At 71.7% G+C, this 19,188-nt stretch carries 16 protein-coding genes; 4 read left to right on the forward strand and 12 right to left on the reverse strand.

The window, feature by feature from the left end; all coding sequences use genetic code 11:
• Positions 1-15 precede the first annotated feature (15 nt).
• The 4 genes from ACTMTI_RS30280 to ACTMTI_RS30295 form a co-directional block, all read right to left on the reverse strand.
• Positions 16-1,056, reverse strand: a complete 1,041-nt coding sequence (locus ACTMTI_RS30280; protein ID WP_441123970.1) for a hypothetical protein — start codon at positions 1,054-1,056, stop codon at positions 16-18.
• On the reverse strand, positions 1,040-1,366 hold the full coding sequence (locus ACTMTI_RS30285) for a hypothetical protein (RefSeq protein ID WP_441123971.1): 327 nt from the start codon (positions 1,364-1,366) through the stop codon (positions 1,040-1,042). Before ACTMTI_RS30285 ends, ACTMTI_RS30280 begins: the two co-directional genes overlap by 17 nt.
• 24 nt (positions 1,367-1,390) lie before the next feature.
• Positions 1,391-1,744 (reverse strand): hypothetical protein, encoded by a 354-nt coding sequence (locus tag ACTMTI_RS30290; RefSeq protein WP_441123972.1) that lies wholly within the window; start codon positions 1,742-1,744, stop codon positions 1,391-1,393.
• 149 nt (positions 1,745-1,893) lie between these two features.
• Complete coding sequence (locus ACTMTI_RS30295; RefSeq protein WP_441123973.1) at positions 1,894-3,084, reverse strand: citrate synthase; 1,191 nt, start codon at positions 3,082-3,084, stop codon at positions 1,894-1,896.
• Between the two features lie 68 nt (positions 3,085-3,152).
• Here ACTMTI_RS30295 and ACTMTI_RS30300 point away from each other — a divergent pair, with 68 nt between their 5' ends.
• Entirely contained in the window at positions 3,153-4,373 is a 1,221-nt protein-coding gene (locus ACTMTI_RS30300; protein WP_441123974.1) for a LeuA family protein, read from the forward strand.
• Here the strand turns inward: ACTMTI_RS30300 and ACTMTI_RS30305 are convergent.
• Positions 4,370-5,656, reverse strand: coding sequence for an MFS transporter (locus ACTMTI_RS30305; protein ID WP_441123975.1), 1,287 nt, complete (start codon positions 5,654-5,656; stop codon positions 4,370-4,372). The two genes, ACTMTI_RS30300 and ACTMTI_RS30305, sit on opposite strands and share 4 nt — an antisense overlap.
• Positions 5,657-5,773: 117 nt before the next feature.
• On the opposite strand from ACTMTI_RS30305, the gene ACTMTI_RS30310 reads away from it, so the two are divergent.
• Entirely contained in the window at positions 5,774-6,406 is a 633-nt protein-coding gene (locus ACTMTI_RS30310) for an HAD family hydrolase (protein WP_441123976.1), read from the forward strand.
• Between the two features lie 79 nt (positions 6,407-6,485).
• Here ACTMTI_RS30310 and ACTMTI_RS30315 read toward each other — a convergent pair whose 3' ends face one another.
• From ACTMTI_RS30315 to ACTMTI_RS30325, 3 genes are all read right to left on the reverse strand, one after another.
• A complete protein-coding gene (locus ACTMTI_RS30315; RefSeq protein WP_441123977.1) occupies positions 6,486-7,370 on the reverse strand; it encodes an NAD-dependent epimerase/dehydratase family protein in 885 nt (294 codons plus the stop codon).
• 114 nt (positions 7,371-7,484) lie between these two features.
• A complete protein-coding gene (locus tag ACTMTI_RS30320; RefSeq protein WP_441123978.1) occupies positions 7,485-11,219 on the reverse strand; it encodes an AAA family ATPase in 3,735 nt (1,244 codons plus the stop codon).
• A complete protein-coding gene (locus ACTMTI_RS30325) occupies positions 11,220-12,329 on the reverse strand; it encodes an exonuclease SbcCD subunit D (protein WP_441123979.1) in 1,110 nt (369 codons plus the stop codon).
• 107 nt (positions 12,330-12,436) lie between these two features.
• On the opposite strand from ACTMTI_RS30325, the gene ACTMTI_RS30330 reads away from it, so the two are divergent.
• On the forward strand, positions 12,437-13,930 hold the full coding sequence (locus ACTMTI_RS30330; RefSeq protein ID WP_441123981.1) for an alpha/beta hydrolase family protein: 1,494 nt from the start codon (positions 12,437-12,439) through the stop codon (positions 13,928-13,930).
• A gap of 22 nt (positions 13,931-13,952) precedes the next feature.
• On the opposite strand, the gene ACTMTI_RS30335 is transcribed toward ACTMTI_RS30330, so the two are convergent.
• Positions 13,953-14,879: an alpha/beta hydrolase gene (locus ACTMTI_RS30335; RefSeq protein WP_441123983.1), complete on the reverse strand. Its 927-nt coding sequence runs from the start codon at positions 14,877-14,879 to the stop codon at positions 13,953-13,955.
• 362 nt (positions 14,880-15,241) lie between these two features.
• Between ACTMTI_RS30335 and ACTMTI_RS30340 the strand changes: the two genes are divergently transcribed.
• A complete protein-coding gene (locus ACTMTI_RS30340) occupies positions 15,242-16,750 on the forward strand; it encodes an LCP family protein (protein ID WP_441123984.1) in 1,509 nt (502 codons plus the stop codon).
• Positions 16,751-16,788: 38 nt separating this feature from the next.
• Here the strand turns inward: ACTMTI_RS30340 and ACTMTI_RS30345 are convergent, their stop codons facing one another.
• From ACTMTI_RS30345 to ACTMTI_RS30355, 3 genes are read right to left on the reverse strand one after another with little or no spacing between them, the layout of a single operon-like run.
• Positions 16,789-17,736: an asparaginase gene (locus tag ACTMTI_RS30345; RefSeq protein ID WP_441123985.1), complete on the reverse strand. Its 948-nt coding sequence runs from the start codon at positions 17,734-17,736 to the stop codon at positions 16,789-16,791.
• A complete protein-coding gene (locus tag ACTMTI_RS30350) occupies positions 17,729-18,544 on the reverse strand; it encodes an amino acid ABC transporter permease (RefSeq protein WP_441123986.1) in 816 nt (271 codons plus the stop codon). The genes ACTMTI_RS30345 and ACTMTI_RS30350 overlap by 8 nt, the downstream gene beginning before the upstream one ends.
• Positions 18,541-19,185 carry an amino acid ABC transporter permease gene (locus ACTMTI_RS30355; RefSeq protein WP_441123987.1) on the reverse strand — a complete coding sequence of 215 codons (645 nt, stop codon included), beginning with the start codon at positions 19,183-19,185 and terminating at the stop codon, positions 18,541-18,543. Before ACTMTI_RS30355 ends, ACTMTI_RS30350 begins: the two co-directional genes overlap by 4 nt.
• Positions 19,186-19,188 lie beyond the last annotated feature (3 nt).

The following is a 19,188-nucleotide window of genomic DNA, read 5'->3' on the forward strand; positions in this document are numbered from 1 at the left end:
CCGACCGGCTGGCCGTCAGATCCGGTACATGTCCTGGATGTCGAAGGGGCCGCGGATGTCCAGGCGGCTGGTCCATGCGCGGTCGGCCAGCTCCGAACGCCGCCAGGCCAGCCCGTTCACCTCGCTCTGCAGGTGGTTCAGGTCGGTGGCGTCCAGCCCGTTCGTCCTGGCGATCCCGAGCCCTTCGTCCACGTGGCGGCGGGCGTCGTCCAGGTGCCCGGCGGTGTGCCTGCTGAGCTGCGTCTCGATCTGTTGCAGCCGCTCCCCCTGCCGGCCGAGGTTCCATCTGGTCATGTCGTCGAGATACGGGTGATCCGCGAGCCTTTGTGCGTTGAGCCGGGCCCTCATGGCGTCGTCGATCTCCCCGCGGGCGTACGCGGCGTTCAGTCTGGCGTTGAGGGTGTCCCTGGCGTTGCGCACGTGCGTTTCGACTTGGCGCAGCCGGTCCTCGGCCCGGTTCAAGCTCATGGTGACCTGGTTCGTCGAAACCCTGGCGTGCGCGACCTTGGTGCGTGCCGCCGTGATGAGCCGCTGTCCCGTTCCCAGCTGCCCGCCGATCGGCGGCTTGGCGGGCGTCCCCCCCAGCCGTCCGGCCAGGCGGGTGTAGATCCGTCCGAGGAACCGCGTTGCGGTCAGCAGCCATTGCTGCATCCGCTGGGCGATCGGCCGCAGCAGCGGCCTGATCAGCGCCCGCCCCTGCGGTGTGAGAGCCGCCAGGCCCGCCATCCCGGCCAGCCCGACGAGCATCCCTCCGGCCCATTTGACCGCGTTCCACGCGACCTGCGCGGCGCCCGCTCCCAGCGCGGCGAACTGCGCCTGCGCGGTGCTCCGCCGTAGCACGCCGGCCTGTCCCATTACGTGCTCATTCAACGCGTCCGTGGCGGCGCCCGCGTTCGCGCCGGCAAGCCGGTACGCGCGAGCGCCGTCGTCACCGAGCGACGCCTGCGAGCTGCTCATGGACTGCAGGACGCCGGCCTGGCGTTCGAGCTCGGCGGTGTCCGGCGGACGCGGAACACCCAGCAGGCCGAAACCGATTTCTTCAAGCCCTGTGGCCATGGTCGGCAATCACCTCGCTCAACGCCACCGACTCCGCCTCCGCCTCCGCGTTCCGTGCCGCCATCAACGCCTGGCCCTCTCCCGTCCCGCCGAGTTGAGCGATCACTTCCGCGGAGCCGCCGAACAATGCGACCAAGAACTCCTGGTAAGGGCCTGCGAAGTCCGGGTAGGGCAACGGGCTCGTGCTTCCCGTCACCTGCCCTCGAAGGCCTTGGTGGACCTGCTGCTGCTCGTCCGTCAGCGTACGGAACTGCCGGGCGGACGACTGCCGACCGGCTACATCCCACGTGATCCCATCATTTGTCACCACATTTCACCCTTTCATGCGGGCAGCTCAGCCGAGCGGCTCATCCAGGCGGCGCAACATCTCCTCGAGACTTGACGTCAACCGGGCGAAATCGCTGGCCGCTTGGGCCTCCATGTCGTTCACCCGGCGAATGAGCTCCTCCGTGTCCAGACTCTCCTCCGGCGGGGGAGCGGGCTCGCCGACCCGCTTCAGCCGATCCTGCTGCGCCGCCCGCACGGCGCCGAGGATGTAGTCGGCCAGCTCGTGCGACCCGAAACGCATCGCCCGCGGGTCCAGTCTCAGCCTGGCCAGCAGACCATCCTCCCCCACGACCGCCCCCACCAGACCGCCGGCGGTCTCCCCCGCGCCGGTGGGCGGGTCGTCCTCAGGCGCCGCACGCACGTCATCACTCCAGTCCCAGCACTCACCTCGACACACCAATGCCAAAGGGCATTAAACCCGCCACAGCGCTTTCCTGACCACCCGGCCTCCGGCTTGCGGGGCGGTGGCCGCCGGCACCACCGGCCCACGAACCACGGCGTCGCGGGGCGTCACGCGATCGGCGGGCCGACGTAGGAGGCGCGCAGCCGCAGCAGAGTGCCGCGTTCGTACTCCTCCATGGCGTGCGCCAGCCAGCCGGCCACTCTGGCCACCGCGAAAATCGCCTCCCCGGCCCCTGGCGCCATCCCGCTCACGGCGGTCAGGGCGGCGAGCGCGAAGTCGATGTTCCGCTCGGGCAGCCGCCGCCTGCGCACCTCGTCGAGCACGGCCCGCGCCGCGGCGATCCGCTCGTGACCGGGGGCGGCCTGCTCGACCAGGTCGAGGAGAAGACCGCCGCGGGCGTCGCCGTTCTTGTAGACGCTGTGGCCGAAGCCGGGGATGCGTTCGCCGCGGCGTACCCGATCGGCGATGGCGCGGGGCGCCTGGGCCGGGTCGCCCACTTCGGCCAGCAGCCGCTCGGCGCCGTACGCGGCGCCGCCGTGCAGCGGGCCGCCCAGCACGCCGAGGCCGGTCAGGACGACGGCGTACGGGTCGGCCTTGGCGGAGGCGGCGACCCTGGCGGCCAGTGTCGAGGCGGCGAGCTCGTGGTCGGCGAGCAGCACCAGGGCGGCCCGTAGCGCTCCGAGCAGGGCCGGCGGGGCGGGGTGCGGGCAGAGACGGGCCCACAGGCGCTCGGCGATCGCGTCGCCTTGCGGCTCGCCGAGCCGTGGCAGGGCGTCGACCAGGCCGGAGACCAGGTGCCGGCCCGTGGCGGCGACCGAGACGGGGTCGAGCTGGTAGCGGAGGGCGTCGGAGGCACCGAGGACGGTGGCGATCACCTGGAGGCGGTCCAGGGGCAGGAGGTCGTCCGGCAGGCCGTGCTGCGCGGCGACGGCGGCACGCAGCGCGCCGGGCTCGTGCCGCCACGGCCCTGAACCCTGGAACACCTCGGGATCGGCGGTCCAGAGCCATTCGGCGACCGGTTCGAAGTCGCTCGTCCGCGCCAGCTCCAGCGCGTCGGCCCCGCGGTAGTAGGGCCGGTCGACGCCGAGCGCGGTGACGGCCGACTCGATCACCAGCTCGGGCGGCTGGCCGCGGGGACGGCCGCGGCGGGCGAGCTGTTCGATCTCCGCCGCGTCGAAGAGGCTGCGCCGGTCGTCACCGTGGCGCCGTTTGAGCACGCCCCTGCTCACGTACGCATACAGCGTCGCCGGCTTCACGCCGAGACGCTCGGACGCCGTGGCCGCGTCGATCCACTCCACCCGACAGCCTCCTATATTGACTAAAATCAATATTGATCCATGTTGAGCGACCATGTCAACGTGGGGGCATGCCCAAAATCCATTTCCTCGATGTGACCAACCGGGACGGCGTGCAGACCGCGCGCACCGGCCTGTCGAAGTTCGGCAAGACCATGGTCAACTTCTATCTGGCCAGGCTCGGCGTGGCGCAGTCCGAGATCGGTTTCCCGTTCCTCTTCCACGAGGTCCCGTACGTCAGGGCGCAGGTGGCGCTGGCCGAGGCGGGGGCGTTCGGGAACCTGCGGCTGTCCGGCTGGTGCCGGGGCGTGCCGCAGGACGTGGAGAAGGCGGCGCCGCTCGGGCTGCAGCATTACAACCTGTCGATCTCCACCTCCGACTACATGATCCAGAACAAGTTCCGCGGCCGCCTCGACAGGGACGCGATCATCAGGGAGATGACGGCGGCGGTGCGCATGGCCAAGCAGGCCGGCGCGCTGACGGTGGGGGTGAACGCGGAGGACGGCTCGCGTACCGATGACGGCTTCCTGCTGGAGTTCGCGCTGGCGGCCAAGCAGGCGGGCGCCGACCGGGTGCGATACTGCGACACGATCGGCGGCGACACGCCGGACCGGATCCGCGAGCGCTTCGCCAAGCTGGCCGCGGCCACGGCGCTGCCGATCGAGACGCACTGCCACAACGACCTGGGCATGGCCGTGGCCAACTCGGTGTCGGGCGCGCTCGGCGACCTCGACGCGGGCCAGGACGCGTGGATCAACACGTGTGTGAACGGCATCGGCGAGCGGTCCGGCAACGCCGACCTGCTGTCGACCATCCTGGCGTTCCAGCACGGTTTCGGGCTGAACGCGGAGATCGGCGACGCGCTGGACCTGTCGTGGGCCCGCAGGTTCGGGTTGTGGGCGAGCTACGCGTTCGGGCAGCCGCTGCCGTACAACCAGGTGGGGGCGGGGCGCAACGCGTTCGCGCACGAGTCGGGCATCCACGCCGACGGCGCGCTGAAGGACCACGGCAACTACGAGCTGTACGACGAGGCCACGCTGGGCCCGTTCCCCGAGGACTGGCACGCGCGCGCCGGCCGGGTGGTGCTGACCGGCGAGTACGGCGGCAAGGCCGGCTTCCGGCACGTCATGGACGGCCTGGGGATCGAGGCACACGAGGAGGACCTGGCGTTCCGGCTGGTCCAGCTCTGCAACGCGATGACCGGCAGGCCGCTCACGGACGACGAGCTGCGCCTGATCGCGGCCTACCCGCGTGAGCTGTCGCTGCTGTTCCCCGGCTACGAGGCCGCCTAGAGCGTTTCGTCGCCCGTCTCCGGGAGGGCGAACAGGCAGAGCAGGCTCAGCAGCGCCATGGCCGAGACGTAGATCCCGACGGCCGTCACGCCGAGCCCGCTCGCCTGCATGCTGGTGGCGACCAGCGGCGGCACCGCACCGCCGAGCACCCCGCCGAGGCTGTAGGCGACCGACGCCCCGCTGTAGCGGTATTCGGTCTTGAACAGCTCAGGCAGGTACGCCCCCATCGGCCCGAAGATCAGCCCCATCAGCCCGAGCGCGCCCGCCAGCGCCACCCCGACCAGGAACACAGACCTGGTCTCCATCAGCGGGAACATCACCAGCCCCCACACGACGGCCGCCACGGTGCCGCTGATCAGCATGCGCCGCCGCCCCACCCGGTCGGACACCATGGCGGAGACGACAGTGCCCGCGGCCATGAACACGACGCCGATCATGGTCAGTGCCAGCATCGTGGTCCGGGGGATCTCCAGCGTGCTGGTGCCGTACGCCAGGCAGTAGGTGGTGGCCGTGTAGAACAGCGTGTACGCGACCGTCATCGCGCCGGCGCCGAGCAGCACCCGCCGCCACTGGTCCCGCATGAGCCCGGCGAACGGCACCTTGGCGATGCGCCGCTGGTCCATGGCCGCCTGGAAGACCGGCGTCTCGGAGATCTTCAGTCGCACGTACAGGCCGACGACCACGAGCAGCAGGCTAGCCACGAAGGGCAGCCGCCAGCCCCAGCTGTCGAACTGCCCGTCGCTGAGGACCTCACCGAGGATCAGGAACAGCCCGTTGGCCACGATGAACCCGACCGACGGGCCGAGCTGCGGGAACATCGCGTACAGCCCGCGCTTGCCGGGCGGCGCGTGCTCGGTGGCCAGCAGCGCCGCACCGCCCCACTCGCCGCCGAGCCCGATGCCCTGCGTGAACCGCAACAGCACCAGCAGCACGGGGGCGGCGACCCCGATGGCCGCATAGCCGGGCAGCAGCCCGATCGCCACCGTCGACAACCCCATCACCAGCAGCGACACGACCAGCATGGACTTGCGCCCGATCCGGTCACCCCAGTGCCCGAACACGGCCGAGCCCAGCGGGCGCGAGATGAACGCCACGGCGAAGGTCGAGAACGCGGCCAGGCTGCCGGCCACCGGGTCCATGCCGGGGAAGAACGCCGTGTTGAGCACGAGGGCCGCGGCGGTGCCGTAGATGTAGAAGTCGTAGAACTCGATCGCGGTGCCGATGAGGCTGGCGGCCGCGATCCTGGTCCGGCTCGGCGCCGCGACTTGGGGGGAGGTCTCCATAAATGTCTCACCATGCGGACTAGCGTCTTGTGAAGCGATACGGAGACGCTATCACCCGCGAAATGTCACATCCTCCCGATAGGTTCGACAGTGGATCTCTCGTGGAAAGGAACCGGTTTGGCTGTCGATCTGGTCATCTTCGACTGCGACGGAGTGCTCGTGGACAGCGAGCCCATCTCCGTACGCGTCGCCACGGCGGCGTTGCGGCGCCTGGGCTGGTCGATCGACGAGGCGGAGTACGCCGAGCGGTTCGTGGGCTGCACCAACGAATACTGGAAGGAGCAGGTCGGCGAGACCCCGCCGGGCTGGTGGGAGCGGCTCCACGAAGAGTACGCCGCCACCATCAAGGCCGAGCTGCAGGCGATCGAGGGCATCGTGGCGGCACTCGACCGGCTCACGATCCCGAGCTGCGTGGCCTCGAACGGCCGGCACACCTCGATCCGCCGCAGCCTGGAGGTCACGGGGCTGGCCAAGCGATTCGAGGGGCGGGTGTTCAGCGCCGAGGACGTGCCCAGGGGAAAGCCCGAGCCGGACCTGTTCCTGCACGCGGCGGCCACGATGGGCGTGACCCCGGAGCGCTGCGTCGTGGTCGAGGACAGCCCGTTCGGGGTGACGGCGGCGATGAACGCGGGCATGCGCTGCCTGGCCTACGCCAGCGGCCTCATCCCCGCCTCCCGCCTGGCCGGCCTGGGCGCCAGCCTCTTCCACGACCCCGCCACCTTGCCCGACCTGATCGAATCCCTGGACTGAGCAGCCCCGCCCCGCACGGCCGTCTCCCTTGGCGAGGCGACCACCAGATCCGATCCGGCGGCCTGGTGCGGCCACGCTGTCACCGCTGACGGGCGCGCCCGTCGTCGTCGAGGTAGTCGCGCCACGACCGCTTCGGGTTCCAGCCCAGCAGCCGGTGCGCCTTGGCGCAGGAGATGCCGGAGGCGTCGGTGCGGGCGAGCGGCCGCAGCTCGATCTGGTCGCCGTAGTACTGGCGCAGGACCTTGGCGAAGTCGTGCCCGCCCGCGTTGTCCGGGGACGCGATGTAGAAGACCTCGTGGCCGGGCAGGCCGGACTCGGCGGCCAGGACGATGGCGTCGGCCAGGTCGTACACGTCGATGTAGCTCCACAGACCCGCGCCGATTGAGGAGGAGTCGCGGACCTGCGGGCCGAGGTTGCGCTCGTAGTTGCCCTCGTGCTGCACCCAGCTCGGCCGCAGCGAGATGCACCGGATGTCCGACCGGCGCACGGCGGCGTCCATGAGCTGCTCGCCGAAGTGCTTGGCCAGCGCGTACGGGTCCTGCGGCCGGATCGGATGATCCTCATCGACCGGGGCGTAGTCCGGCAAGAAGGGGCGTTCCGGGAAGAAGAAACCGGGGACCGTCTCGCTGGAGATGTTCACGAAGCGCCGCACGCCGAAGCGGACCGCGGCCTCCAGGACGTTGAAGGTGGCCATGAGGTTGTTCTGGAACACCACGTGGGGCGGGTTCTGTGAGGGGTCGGGGATGGCGGCGGCGTGCACGACCGCCTCGGCGCCGCGTACCACGGCGTACGCCTGCCCGGCGTCGGTGAGATCGGCCTGCTGGTAGCGGGGAGCGCCCGGCTCGGAACGCTCCCAGATCGGACGGGTGACATCGACCTCGGTCACTTCATGACCGGCCGCGGCCAACGCTCGCACGGCCGCACGGCCGACCTTCCCGTGGGCTCCGGTGACAACGACGCGCATGTGCTGCTCCCTCGACAGAATCAATCGTGGGCAATCTACGCGCCCGTCGCTCACGTGGAGCACCCGGGCCGCCACGGCACGTCCGGAAGCACCCGCCGCCGGCCCGCGGGCGTGCTACCGCGCGCCCACGGTGGTCAGGGTGGAGCCGGTGCGGGACTTGGTGACCTTGAGCTGGGCGGGGACGCGGGTACGCAGTTCGGCGACGTGGCTGACGATGCCCACGGCTCGGCCTCCGTCACGCAGACCGTCCAGGATGTCCAGCACGTCGTCGAGCGTGTCCTCGTCGAGGGTGCCGAAGCCCTCGTCGACGAAGAGCGTGCCGATCTCCGCGCCGCCCGCCTCGGCGGTCACCACGTCAGCCAGCCCCAGCGCGAGGGCCAGGGAGGTGATGAAGCTCTCGCCGCCGGACAGCGTCGCCGGGTCGCGGTCCACGCCCGTCCAGCCGTCGGCCACCCGTAGCCCCAGCCCGCCGCCGGAACGGGTCCTGGCGCCGGCCGTCTTGCTCAGGTCGTGGCGCAGGAGATAGCGACCGGCCGACATTTGGTCGAGGCGTTCGTTGGCGGCCGCCACCACCTGCCTGAGCCGCTCCCCCAGCACGAAGGAGGTCAGGCTCATGTTCCACCGGTTGTCGCTGGAGGTGCCGCCGGCCAGGGCCGCCAGGTGCTCGGTGAGCCGGTGGCGTTCGCCGGCCGGTCGCCAGCGGTCGATGCAGGCCGACAGTTCGGCGTGCAACTCCGCCAGCCGCCGGGCCCTGGCCACCGCGCGGTCGCGTACGCTCGCCAGCCTCGTGTGCGCCTGCTCCGCCGCCTCGCGCTCGGCCTCGATCCCCTCCAGGTCGGGCGCGGGCTCGGCGGCGGCTGCGACGAGTTCGGGGTCGGCGAGGGTGCTGGTGACGGCGGCGTGCTCGGCATCCAGCCGGCGCAGCAGCTCCGCTTTGCGCTCCCGCTCGTACGGGCTCCTCAGCGCGGCCTCCACCTCCGCCACGTCGCCGAACCCGGCGCCGGCCGCCGCTTCGGAAGCCTCCCGCATGGCCCTGGTCAGCTCGTCGCCGGCCGTGACCGCCACCTGCGTGGCCTCCAGCGCCTCGCGCAGCAGCTCGACCTCGTCCTGCAGCCTGGACAGGCGCGCGGTCAGCGTCGCGTCGCCGCCCCGGGCGGCGTCCAGCCGCGCGGTGAGCCGCCCGGCGTCGCCGCTCAACTCCTCATGCCTGGTGCGGCACGCCGCAAGCCGCGCCACCACCCGCCGCCTGCGTTCCTCGAGCTCCTGACGCTCCTGGTTGAGGCCGGCCGCCTCCTGAGCCAGCTCGCGTTCCCTGCCCGCCGATTCCCTGAGCCGCGTCAGCTCCTTCTCTACGGCGTGGAGAATCACCGCTCCGTCGATGTCCCCCTGCGCGCCGCCGAGTGCCGCCTGGGCGTCTTCGGCCTGGGCGAGGCGGGTTTGCCTGCGGGTGCGTTCGGATTGGAGACGGGCGTGGTGGGCGCGGTGGGCCGCGAGGGATTCGGCGATCTCCCGCGCCTGCTCCCGCAGGCGTTCGCGGTCGGCTTCGATGCGCTCCAGCACTGCCGCCAGGGCGGGCTCGCGTTCGGCCGCCGCGCGGAGGCGGGCGAGCTCCCGCTCGGCCTCGCGCACCTGGGTCTCGGCCGTGCCGATGTCGAGGCCGGCGGCGGCCTCGGCGGCCTGGGCGTGGCAGGATTCGAGCGCGGCGAGGGCGCGTTCGGCGGCCTCGCGCTCGGCGAGCGCGGCTTCGCAGGCGGCCTGGGCGGCCTGCTCGTCCTCGGCGGACGGCGCGCTGGGCGCCGGGGAAGCGGGCGCCGGGTGGTGTCCGGAGCCGCAGACGGCGCACGGCTGCCCGTCGACCAGGTCGCGGGCCAGCTCGGCCGCCATGCCGTCGATGCGGGCCTGGCGCCGGTCGAGCCAGCGTTCGCGCAGCTCCTGAGCGCGATCGACGAGCACCTGGAGGTCGGCGGTGGCCGACCCCAGCTCGGCGGCCAGGGCTTCGCGGCGGTGGGCGGCCTCCAGCGCGGCTGCGGCGGCGTCGAGTGCCGCGGCGGCCGCCGGGATGGCCGCCGTCTCCGCGCGTACGTCCGCCAGCGCCGCGGCGGCGTCGTCGAGCCGTCCGGGCAGCTCCGCGCCGGCGGCGGACACGTGAGCCTCGCGCTGCTCCAGCGCTTCGAGCTCGACGGCGAGCCCGGCGAGCTCCCGGTCGGTCTCGATCAGGTCGGCCGCGGCGTCGCGGACGGCCTGCACCGCCGGGATCCTGGCCAGGTCGATCCGCGCGGTGGCCAGCCTGGCCTCGGCCTCCTCGATGAGGCCCGGCAGGACGGCGAACCGGGCGGCGACGGACTCGTCCGCGCTCGCCAGCTCGGCCAGCTCCTGCTCCACGCGCAGCAGGTCGCGCCGGACCACCGACAGGCGGGCCTCCTCGGTCAGCAGCTCCGAAAGGCGGGCGATCTCGGCCTGCCGCTGCCGCGCCAGCGCGGCAAGATCGGTCGCCGGACGCTCGACGCCGCCGGCCGCGTCATCGCGGACGGTCTCATCGCGGACCGCCTCATCACGGACCGCCTCGTCACGGACCGCCTCGTCACGAACCGCCTCGTCACGAACCGTGGGCAGAAGGGGGTGGGCGCGAGCGGGGGTGGGCGTGGCCCGGGAGTGGCGGGCGCGAACTGGAGCGTCGGCGGCCAGGAGGGGGCGGGCGCGGGCGCGGGCGTCGGCGGCCAGTGTGCGGGCCTTGGCGGCGGCCTCGGCGCGCTGCCGGGCAGCCGTGATGAGCGGGAGCACCCGGTCGGCCCTGGCCGCGTCGTCCAGGACGGCCTGCAGGTCCGCGCGTTCCTCCGCGCGTTCGTCGAGGGTGCGGCGCAGGGTGAGCGCCTCGGCGTAGCGGCGCTGGCGTTCGGTGAGCGCGGCGGCCTGCTCGTAGCGCAGCCGCGCCGCACGCAGCGCCTGCTCTGCCGCCTCGTGTTCCTCGCCGGCCCGCGCCACAACCGCCTGCGCGGCGTCGAGCAGCGCCCCCGCCCAGCGCTGAGGATCGGCGTCGGGGGTGAGCGGCGCCTCCGCAAGCGCCGCCTCCCTGAGCGCCGCCTCTCTGAGCGCCGCCTCCGCGAACGGCTTCTCCGCGAACGCCGCCTCCGCGAGCGGCGCCTTCGCGAACGCCGCCTCCCTGAGCGCCGCCTGCAGTTCGTCTCCCGCCGCTTCCTCCACCCGCTGGATGGCGAAATCCACCTGCTGCCGCAGCTCCTGCGCCGCCCGCCACGCCAGCTTGCGATGCTCGGCCAGCCACGACTCGGCCTGCCTGAACACCTTGACGGTGAACAGCCGTTCCAGCAGCCTGCCGCGCTCCTCGCCGTCCGCCCTCAGGAACCGCGCGAAGTCACCCTGCGGCAGCATCGCCACCTGGCAGAACTGGTCGGCGTTCATGCCGAGCAGCCCGCCCACCAGATCCCCGGCCTCGTCCAGCCGGGTGGTCAGCCCCTGCCAGGACGACCCCTGCCATTCCGAGACGATGACCTTGGACTTCTCCTCGGTGACCCCGCTGCCGCGCAGCTTGGGGCGGTGCCAGGCGGGTGAGCGCTGGATGCGCAATAAGCGGCCCCGGATCGAGACCTCCAGCGTGACCGACGGCCCGGCCGAGGGCGGGGCGTGGTCGCAGCGGAGGCTGCGGGCGCTGTTGCGCTGGCCGGGCACCTGGCCGTAGAGGGCGAAACACAGGGCGTCGAGGATGGTGGTCTTGCCCGCCCCGGTGGGCCCGTGAACGAGGAAGAGGCCCGCCTCGGCCAAGGCGTCGAAGTCGACCGTCTCGGTGCCCGGGAAGGACCCGAACGCCGTCAGCGTGAGCCGGTGCGGCCGCATCTACGCCATCGTCTCCTTCACCCGGGATGCCTCGATGGCCTGTCTTAGCAGGTCTTCCTCTTCGGGTGCGGCAGGCTCGCCGCGTACTTCCCGAACGAAATCCAGGGCCACCTCCGCCTCCGGCCGCCCGCTGAGGCGGGCGGGCTGGGCGGCGGGGGCGCCGCCGACCGGGTCGAAGGACAGGGCGAGGGCGTGGGGGAAGCGGGCGCGCAGCCGGTCCATGGCGGATTTGGGGCGGATCGGGTCGGTCAAGGTGATCTGCAGCCAGTGGTCCTCGACCTCGGCGTATTTCGGGGCCGCCAGCAGCTCCTCCAGCTCCCCGCGCAGCCGCCCGACGGGCCGGGGCACGGGCGCGGGCACGAACTCCACCCCGGACCCCAGCGTGACCAGCCACGAGCCCTTGACGTGATCGGCCTCCGAGAACGAGTAGGCCAGCGGCGAACCCGAGTAACGCACCGTCTCCGACATCCGCTGCCGCCCGTGCAGGTGGCCGAGCGCCACGTAGTCGACCCCGTCGAAGGCCGCCAGCGGCACGTGGGCCACCCCGCCCACGCTGATGTCGCGTTCGCTGTCGCTGGCCTGGCCCCCGGTCACGAAGCAGTGGGCCAGCACCACCGAGGCGCGGTGACGTACGGAATCGGCTCTGACGCGGTTCATCGCGTGCGAGATCGCGGCGGTGTGGCTGCGATCGGGCAGCTCCCACGGCGCGCGCACCAGCTCGGGCTCCAGGTAGGGGATGCCGTAGAAGGCCACGCCGTCGATCAGCACCGGCTCCCAGGACTGGTCCGGCGACGTGCGCACGTGCACGCCCGCGGCCTCGAACAGCGCCGAGCCGAACCGCAGCCGCAGCGCCGAGTCGTGGTTGCCGCTGATCAGCACCACCCGCGCCCCGGCCGAGCGCAGCCGGGCTAGCGTCTCGTCGAGCAGGGCGACCGCGTCGACCGGCGGCAGGGCGCGGTCGTAGACGTCGCCGGCGATCGCCACCACGTCGACCTGTTCGGCCCGCACCGTCTCCACCAGGTGGTCGACGAACGCCGCCTGCGCCGCGAGCAGGCTCTCGCGATGGAAGGAGCGTCCCAGGTGCCAGTCCGAAGTGTGCAGGATCCGCATGTCGCAGGAAGCTAACATTTCCCACCGACAAAAGAGGCCCCTGCTGTCCCACCGCCCGGGAGTAGGCTAGAAGATCAGCGGGCAAACCAACGCACATGGGGAGGCCAATGCGCACAGGCCGTGGCACCTTGAGCGTCGCCGCCGGTCTGGTGCTGGTGGCTCTCGCGACGGTCGGTTACGTGCTGCCGCCCGCCTTCGACCCGCCGCCGCTCAAGACGGATTCCACCTTCCAGTCCATTCCGGCGCAGCCGAAGAACGAGCTGCTGCCGGTGGTGGCGGTCGATCCCATCCGCAGGCAGGAGATCTCGATCCCGGCGGAGGGCCAGCGTCTGGAGGGCACGCTGCGGGCGCCGCTCACACCGGGGCGGCATCCGGCGATGGTGTTCGTGTCGGGGTCGGGCAACGGCTCTCGTACCGAGTTCACGCCGCAGGCCGAGTTCCTGGCCAAGGCGGGCGTGGTGACGATCGCGTTCGACAAGCGCACAGTCGGCTACAACTTCCGTGAGCGGGACTTCGCCCTGCTCGCCGACGACGCGCTGCGCATGGTGGAGTACCTGCGCACGCTCCCGGAGGTGGACCCGGCGCGGGTCGGCATCTGGGGGGTCAGCGAGGGCGGCTGGGTGGTGCCGATCGCGGCGGCCAAGAGCACGGCGGTGGGGTTCGTGGTGCTGGTGTCCTCGCCGAACGTCTCCCCGCTCCGGCAGGTCGCCTGGGCGCTCAACGAGCAGTTGCTGCGGCTGCGCGCCCCCATCGGCGCCCGCGACCTGCTGACCAGGGCGATGGGCGGCGTCGGCTTCGACTTCCTGCGCTACGACGCGATGCCCGCATTAAGCCAGGTGAAGCAGCCGGTCCTGGCGTTCTACGGCACGACGGACCCTTCGATCCCCTTCGTCGAGTCCACCAAGACGCTCGTCACGGCCCTGGACAGTGCCGGCAACGATGACTACACCATCCGCTTCATGGCCATGGGCGACCACGCCATGCGGGTCAACGGCGGCGACTTCACCAAGGGCTATCTGGAAACGCTCACCAACTGGATCACCGGTCTGCCCGGGACCGCGAAACCGCCGGTGCACATGGCGGGCGCCACCCCCGTGCAGCGGTTCGAGGCCGCCGACGTGCCCGCCGCGCCCTGGTACGCGGGCGGCACCATGCTGGGCCTGACGATCTGCCTGGCCGCCGTCGGCTACGTGGCCGGCCCCGTCGCCGCCATGGTCGAACGCCTGCGCGGCCGCGGCCATCTCCCGGTCGAGACGAACGCCAAGCTGTGGCCGCCGATCAGGCGCAGGCTGGTCAGGATCGCGTGGACGAGCCTGGGCCTGCTGGCTTCGGTGGTGGCGTTCATCACGCTGCTGGTGATGTTCTCGATCAATCAGGCGGGCGCCTGGCCGGCCGTGCTGGCCGGGTGGCTGGTCGTGCGGGTGCTGGCGGTGCTGATGCTGATCCAGGAGGTCACGGCGGTGGCGGCGGTCGTGTCGGCGCTGCGCGAGGGCCTGCGGCCGACCCGGTGGCAGCACGTCGCGGTCGCGGGCGTGCTCGGCGGCACCGGCCTGCTGATGGTGGCGGCGGCCTACTACGGGCTGTTCTCGTTCCCCTGGTAGACACAGGTGCGGGCGTCGTCCCCTACCTGTCGTGGTCCGCTGAACGCGGACCGAGATAGGCGTTCATCCAGCGGTCGAGTTCGGCGAACACCTGCTTGCGTACGGGCTCGGCCGACAGCACCAGATCGTGGATGCCGTCCGCGACGCGCACGCACGTGACGTGCGGCCCGACCGAGGTGGCCCAGCGGGCGATCTGCCGCGGATCGAGCACGACGTCGGCGGATCGGGCCTCGGGCACGAAGTCGCGTACCCGCAGCCCGGCCTTGGCGGCCAGCACCAGGACCGGCACGTCCACCGCGAGGCCCGCGTGCAGCCGCCGCTGCGCCCGGCGGATGGCGGCCAGCCACATGGCGTGCACCGAGAAGCCGCCGAGCGGCTTCAGCTCCAGGTCGTAGTCCCATTCGCCGTCGTGGCTGCGATGCAGGGTGCGCCCGTACACGGTGCTGGCGCCCAGCGGGAGCGCCCGGCGCGTGTACGAGAGCGGCGTCTTGAGCAGGTCGGCGGCCAGGCGCAGCGGCGTGGGAACGTTGAGGTCGAAGAACGGGCTGTTGAGTACGAGCCCGTGCAGCAGGCCGCGGCCGCGGACCCGGTCGGCCCACAGCGGCGCGATGAGCCCGCCGGTCGAGTGGGCGTTGATGGTCAGCTCGTCGTGGTCCTGCCTGATGATGCGGACGGCCTCGTCGATCTCGGGGAAGTAGTCGGTGACGCTCCTGATCAGGCCCCTGGTCTGGTGCGGCAGCAGCGAGCGGCCGTATTTGCGCAGGTCCAGCGCGTAGAAGTCGATGCCGCGCTGGACGTAGTGGTCGGCCAGGTGGTCCTGGAAGAAGTAGTCGGTGAACCCGTGCAGGTAGAGCACCGCCCGGCGGGATCCGGTCTTCCTGGAGACCAGCGTCGCGACGACCGGGCCTTCGAAGTCGTCCGGCATGGGCAGGACGGTGATCTCGTACATGCTAGACACGATAGGGATTGTCGGGCCTGTCCGGCACGCTTGGCGGCAGATCCTCGCTCACTTCCGCCGGGCAATCTCATCCTCGGTGTCGGGGATGTCAAATGCGTGCGATCAACTGTTCACGCAGCGTAAAGGGAAAGGCGTTGAGCCGCCCGGGACCGGTTCAATGTGACGATGGCGATGCATCAGTTACGCGGAACGCGATGAGAAGGCTCCTGATGTTCACCATCCGATAAAGACAGATTTCGTATTCGGTGCGTAGGCTGCCGCCTCAATTCAGGCCTTAGGTGGCTGCGTCCAGCGGTCCGCCTGGGGTAGCGGAACCGGCAATGCGTTGTAGTTCACAAGGAAACGGGGATGGCGTGCAGCAGGCAGGCGTGCGGCAGGCGACGGCACCGGTCAGCGTCGGCGGGCTCCTCGGCTGGCTGGCGCTGGCGGCACTGGCGCCGGGGGCGGCTCACCTGCGCGCCGGCTGGCGCAAGACCGGCCTGGTCCTGATCTCCTGCTACGCCGCGGGGCTGCTGGCGCTGCTCGCGCTGTGGCTCTTGACCGACTCCGGCAACCTGCTGGGCTCGCTGACCGCGGACAGCTGGCTGACGACGATCACGGTCGGCGCGGGCGTGCTGGGGCTGGCGTGGTTCGTGCTGATCGTGCACTCGTTCGTGGTGCTGCGGCCCGGGCGGCTGCCACAGAGCGGGCAGATCGTCGCCGGCACACTGGCCGGGCTGCTGGCGGTCCTGGTGGTGGTGCCGTTCGGAGCGGTCGGGCAGACCGTGTTGACCTACCAGAAGACGCTCAACGACATCTTCCAGAACAACCCGGACGACGACGAGTCCCCGGCCGTGGCCCAGCCCAAGCCTGATGACCCGTGGGCGGGGCGGCAGCGGGTCAACATCCTGCTCCTCGGCGGCGACGCCGACGACAACCGGATCGGCGTGCGTACCGACAGCATGAACCTGGCCAGCATCGACGTGAAGACCGGCAACACCGTGCTGTTCAGCCTGCCGCGCAACCTGGAGAACGTCCGCTTCCGGCCGGGCACGCCGATGGCCCTGCGCTTCCCCGACGGCTTCCGGCTGCCGCCCGACCCCGGCGGCGGGCGCAGCGACCTGCTCAACAGCGTCTGGGAGTACGCCGACGCGCACCCGGAGATCTTCGGCGGCAAGCAGCGCCAGGGCGCCAGGGTCCTGATGGACACCATCGGCTACACCCTGGGCGTCAAGGTCGACTGGTACGCCCTGGTCAACATGTGGGGCTTCGCCCGCCTCATCGACGCCATCGGCGGCATCACGCTGACCGTCGAGACGGACGTCGTGTTCGGCAAGTACAACGAGGGCCTGGTCAAGGCCGGCACGCGCAGGCTGAAGGGCGCGGACGCCATGTGGTACGCGCGCTCCCGGACCAACACCGACGACTACATCCGGATGCGCCGCCAGCGGTGCGTGATGGGCGCGCTGCTCGACCAGGCGGACCCGTTGACGGTGCTGACCAGGTTCAACAAGATCGCGCTGGCCACCAAGGAACTGATCAGGACCGACATCCCGCGGCCGATGTTCAATCAACTGGTGCCGCTCGCGCTGAAGGTCAAGAACGCGAAGGTGGCGAGTGTGCAGTTCGTGCCGCCGCTGATCAACACCGGCTACCCGGACTGGGAGAAGATCCGCGACATCGCGTCCAAGGCCATCCGCGACTCGGCCGCCAAGAGACCGGCCGTCGCCGCCACCGCCCCCGCTGCGCCGACCGGCTCCGCTTCGCCCGCGGGCTCCGCTTCGCCCAAGGTGCCGGCGAGCCCGTCGCCGAAGAAGACCCCGAAGCAGAGCAGCCAGAACCCGCTCAAGGGCCTCACCGAAGGCTGCGGCGGAGCGCTCTGACCGTCAGGCCCCGCCCTCCGGTTCCCCGGAGGCCGGCTCTATCCGAGCTTGGTGACGATCCGCCCGACGGGCACGCCGCCGCCCAGCACCTCCACGTGCTCGAACGCGGCGGCGGGCGTGACGTCGCAGCCCATCAGGCGCAGCGCCGCCAGCGCGATCGCCGTGGTGGCGCGCGGGCTGCCGTCGATGACCTTCACCGCCACCGCGTGCCCGGACTCCAGCGCCATCACCAGCACGCCCTCCGCGCCGCCCTTGGCCACGGCGCCCGGCAGGGCCCGCATGAGCTCGGTGTTCTGGTGGCCGGTGCCGCCGACGTACTCGGGGTGCGCGCGCATCGCGCCGGCGACCTGCCGCGGCCCGCTGCCCGGCGCCGCCGCCACCAGGGCCTGAACCGCCCGCGCCAGGCCGGTCAGCGACAGCCCGAACAGCGGCGCCCCGCACCCGTCCACCGCCACGTGCGCGCTCTTCTCCCCCGCCAGTTCCTCGGTGACCGAACGTACCCGGAGCTGCAGGGGGTGATCCGGCGACAGGTAGCCGGGCACGTCCCAGCCGTTCGCCACGCAGGCGGCCAGCATGGCGGCGTGCTTGCCCGAGCAGTTCATGCGCTCCCGGGAGACGCCGGCGCCCCGCCTGACGAGCTCCTCCATGGTGCGCCGGTCCTCCGGCCACGACGGCGGGCAGGCCAGCGCCCCGGTGTCCAGGCCGTAGTCGCCGAGCAGCTCGCGCACCAGGCGTACGTGGAAGTCCTCGCCCGTGTGACTGCCCGCCGCGATCGCCAGCCGCGGCCCCTCCAGTCCGGCGCCCGCGGTGAGGCAGGCCAGGGCCTGGAACGGCTTCGCGGACGAGCGCGGCAGCACCGGCGCCTCCACCTGGCCGAGCGCCACCTCGGCGCGTCCCGACGGGTCGAGGCCGACGGCGCTGCCGTAGTGGACGCTCTCGACGAATCCCGAGCGGATCACCTCGGCGAGCACGGCGAGGTCAGGCACGGGCGAGCCTCCTTCTGAGCGTGACGGGCTGGCGCGCCTCCAGTGTGCGGGCCAGCTTGGACAGCGACGCGTTGACCACCAGGTAGATCAGCGCCACGATCAGGTACGTCTGGATGAGCAGGCCGTTGTACGCGGCCAGGACCTTGCCGCTGTAGAGCAGTTCGCCGTAGCTGACGACGAAGCCGAGCGAGGTGTCCTTGAGCAGGCCGACGGACTGGCTGACGAGCGACGGCAGCACCCGGCGGGCGGCCTGGGGCAGCACGATCAGGCGCATGGTCTGCAGGCGCGTGAGGCCGATCGCCAGGCCCGCCTCGCTCTGGCCGCGTTCGATGGAGTTGATTCCGGCGCGGAAGATCTCGGCGTACGCGGCCGCGTTGGAGACCGTCAGCGGCACGACCAGCTTCCAGAACAGCGGCAGGTCCAGCCCGTACCGCGGCAGGGCGAACAGGACGATGTACACCAGCAGCAGCGCCGGGACCACCCGGACCACCTCGACGTAGGCGGCGGCCGGCCAGCGCGCCCACGCGTGTGGCGAGGACCGCCCCAGCGCCAGGACCAGCCCGAACGCCATCGACAGCGCGGCCGCGACGACGGCCGCCAGGAACGTCGACCACAGCCCGTCCAGCAGGTACCGCCACATGGGCCAGGTCGCGTACGGCTGCCAGCGCGCGGCGTCGAGCTGCCCGTTCGCGGCGAACTGCCGCACGGCCAGGGCGGCGAGGGCCACGGCGGCCAGCGTGCCGAGCACGGTCGCGGCCCGGATGCGCCGGCGCGCCCTGGGCCCCGGCTCGTCGAACAGCGCGCTCATCGGAGGATCACCAGCCGGCGTTCGAGCCTGCCGGTGACGAAACCGGCGGCGGAGGAGATCAGCGCGTACGCCAGCCCGGCGCCCACGAAGATCGGGATGGGCTGGGCCTCGACCAGGTTGACCCGGTTGGCGGCGGCCGTCAGGTCGACGACCCCGACGGCGGCGGCGAGGGAGGTGTTCATGGTGGTCGCGATGAAAATGTTGCCGATCGGCTGCACGACCGTGCGCAGCGCCTGCGGTAACACGACGTGCCGCAGCGACTGGCCGAACGTCAGCCCGATCGCCCGCGCCGCCTCGCCCTGCCCTTTCGACACCGAGTTCACGCCGGAGCGCAGCGCCTCGCCGATGTAGGCGGCCTCGTACGCGGCGATGACGACGATGGCCGTCACCAGCAGGTCCGCCTGGATGCCGATCTCCGGCAGGCCGAAGAACGCCAGCACGAGGAGCACGAGGAGCGGCAGGTTCTGCAAGGTTTCGACGTACGCGGTGCCGAGGGCGCGCAGCACCCGTACCGGGCTGACGCGCAGGGCGCAGATCAGCACGCCCAGCACCGCCGCGCCGGTGAAGGACGCGGCGGTGAGCTGGAACGTCACGATCAGCCCCTGCCACAGCTCGGGCAGGTGTTCGAGGAGGACGGACATCAG

It is taken from the genome of Nonomuraea sp. H19 (genome assembly GCF_052068215.1).
Lineage (GTDB): Bacteria > Actinomycetota > Actinomycetes > Streptosporangiales > Streptosporangiaceae > Nonomuraea.

Coding starts and splice junctions, on each gene's coding strand:
- ACTMTI_RS30315 (WP_441123977.1), bottom strand. CDS start 7,370: ATGCGCGTCGTTGTCACCGGAGCCCACGGGAAGGTCGGCCGTGCGGCC.
- ACTMTI_RS30305 (WP_441123975.1), bottom strand. CDS start 5,656: ATGGAGACCTCCCCCCAAGTCGCGGCGCCGAGCCGGACCAGGATCGCG.
- ACTMTI_RS30320 (WP_441123978.1), bottom strand. CDS start 11,219: ATGCGGCCGCACCGGCTCACGCTGACGGCGTTCGGGTCCTTCCCGGGC.
- ACTMTI_RS30300 (WP_441123974.1), top strand. CDS start 3,153: ATGCCCAAAATCCATTTCCTCGATGTGACCAACCGGGACGGCGTGCAG.
- ACTMTI_RS30280 (WP_441123970.1), bottom strand. CDS start 1,056: ATGGCCACAGGGCTTGAAGAAATCGGTTTCGGCCTGCTGGGTGTTCCG.
- ACTMTI_RS30325 (WP_441123979.1), bottom strand. CDS start 12,329: ATGCGGATCCTGCACACTTCGGACTGGCACCTGGGACGCTCCTTCCAT.
- ACTMTI_RS30335 (WP_441123983.1), bottom strand. CDS start 14,879: ATGTACGAGATCACCGTCCTGCCCATGCCGGACGACTTCGAAGGCCCG.
- ACTMTI_RS30330 (WP_441123981.1), top strand. CDS start 12,437: ATGCGCACAGGCCGTGGCACCTTGAGCGTCGCCGCCGGTCTGGTGCTG.
- ACTMTI_RS30355 (WP_441123987.1), bottom strand. CDS start 19,185: ATGTCCGTCCTCCTCGAACACCTGCCCGAGCTGTGGCAGGGGCTGATC.
- ACTMTI_RS30350 (WP_441123986.1), bottom strand. CDS start 18,544: ATGAGCGCGCTGTTCGACGAGCCGGGGCCCAGGGCGCGCCGGCGCATC.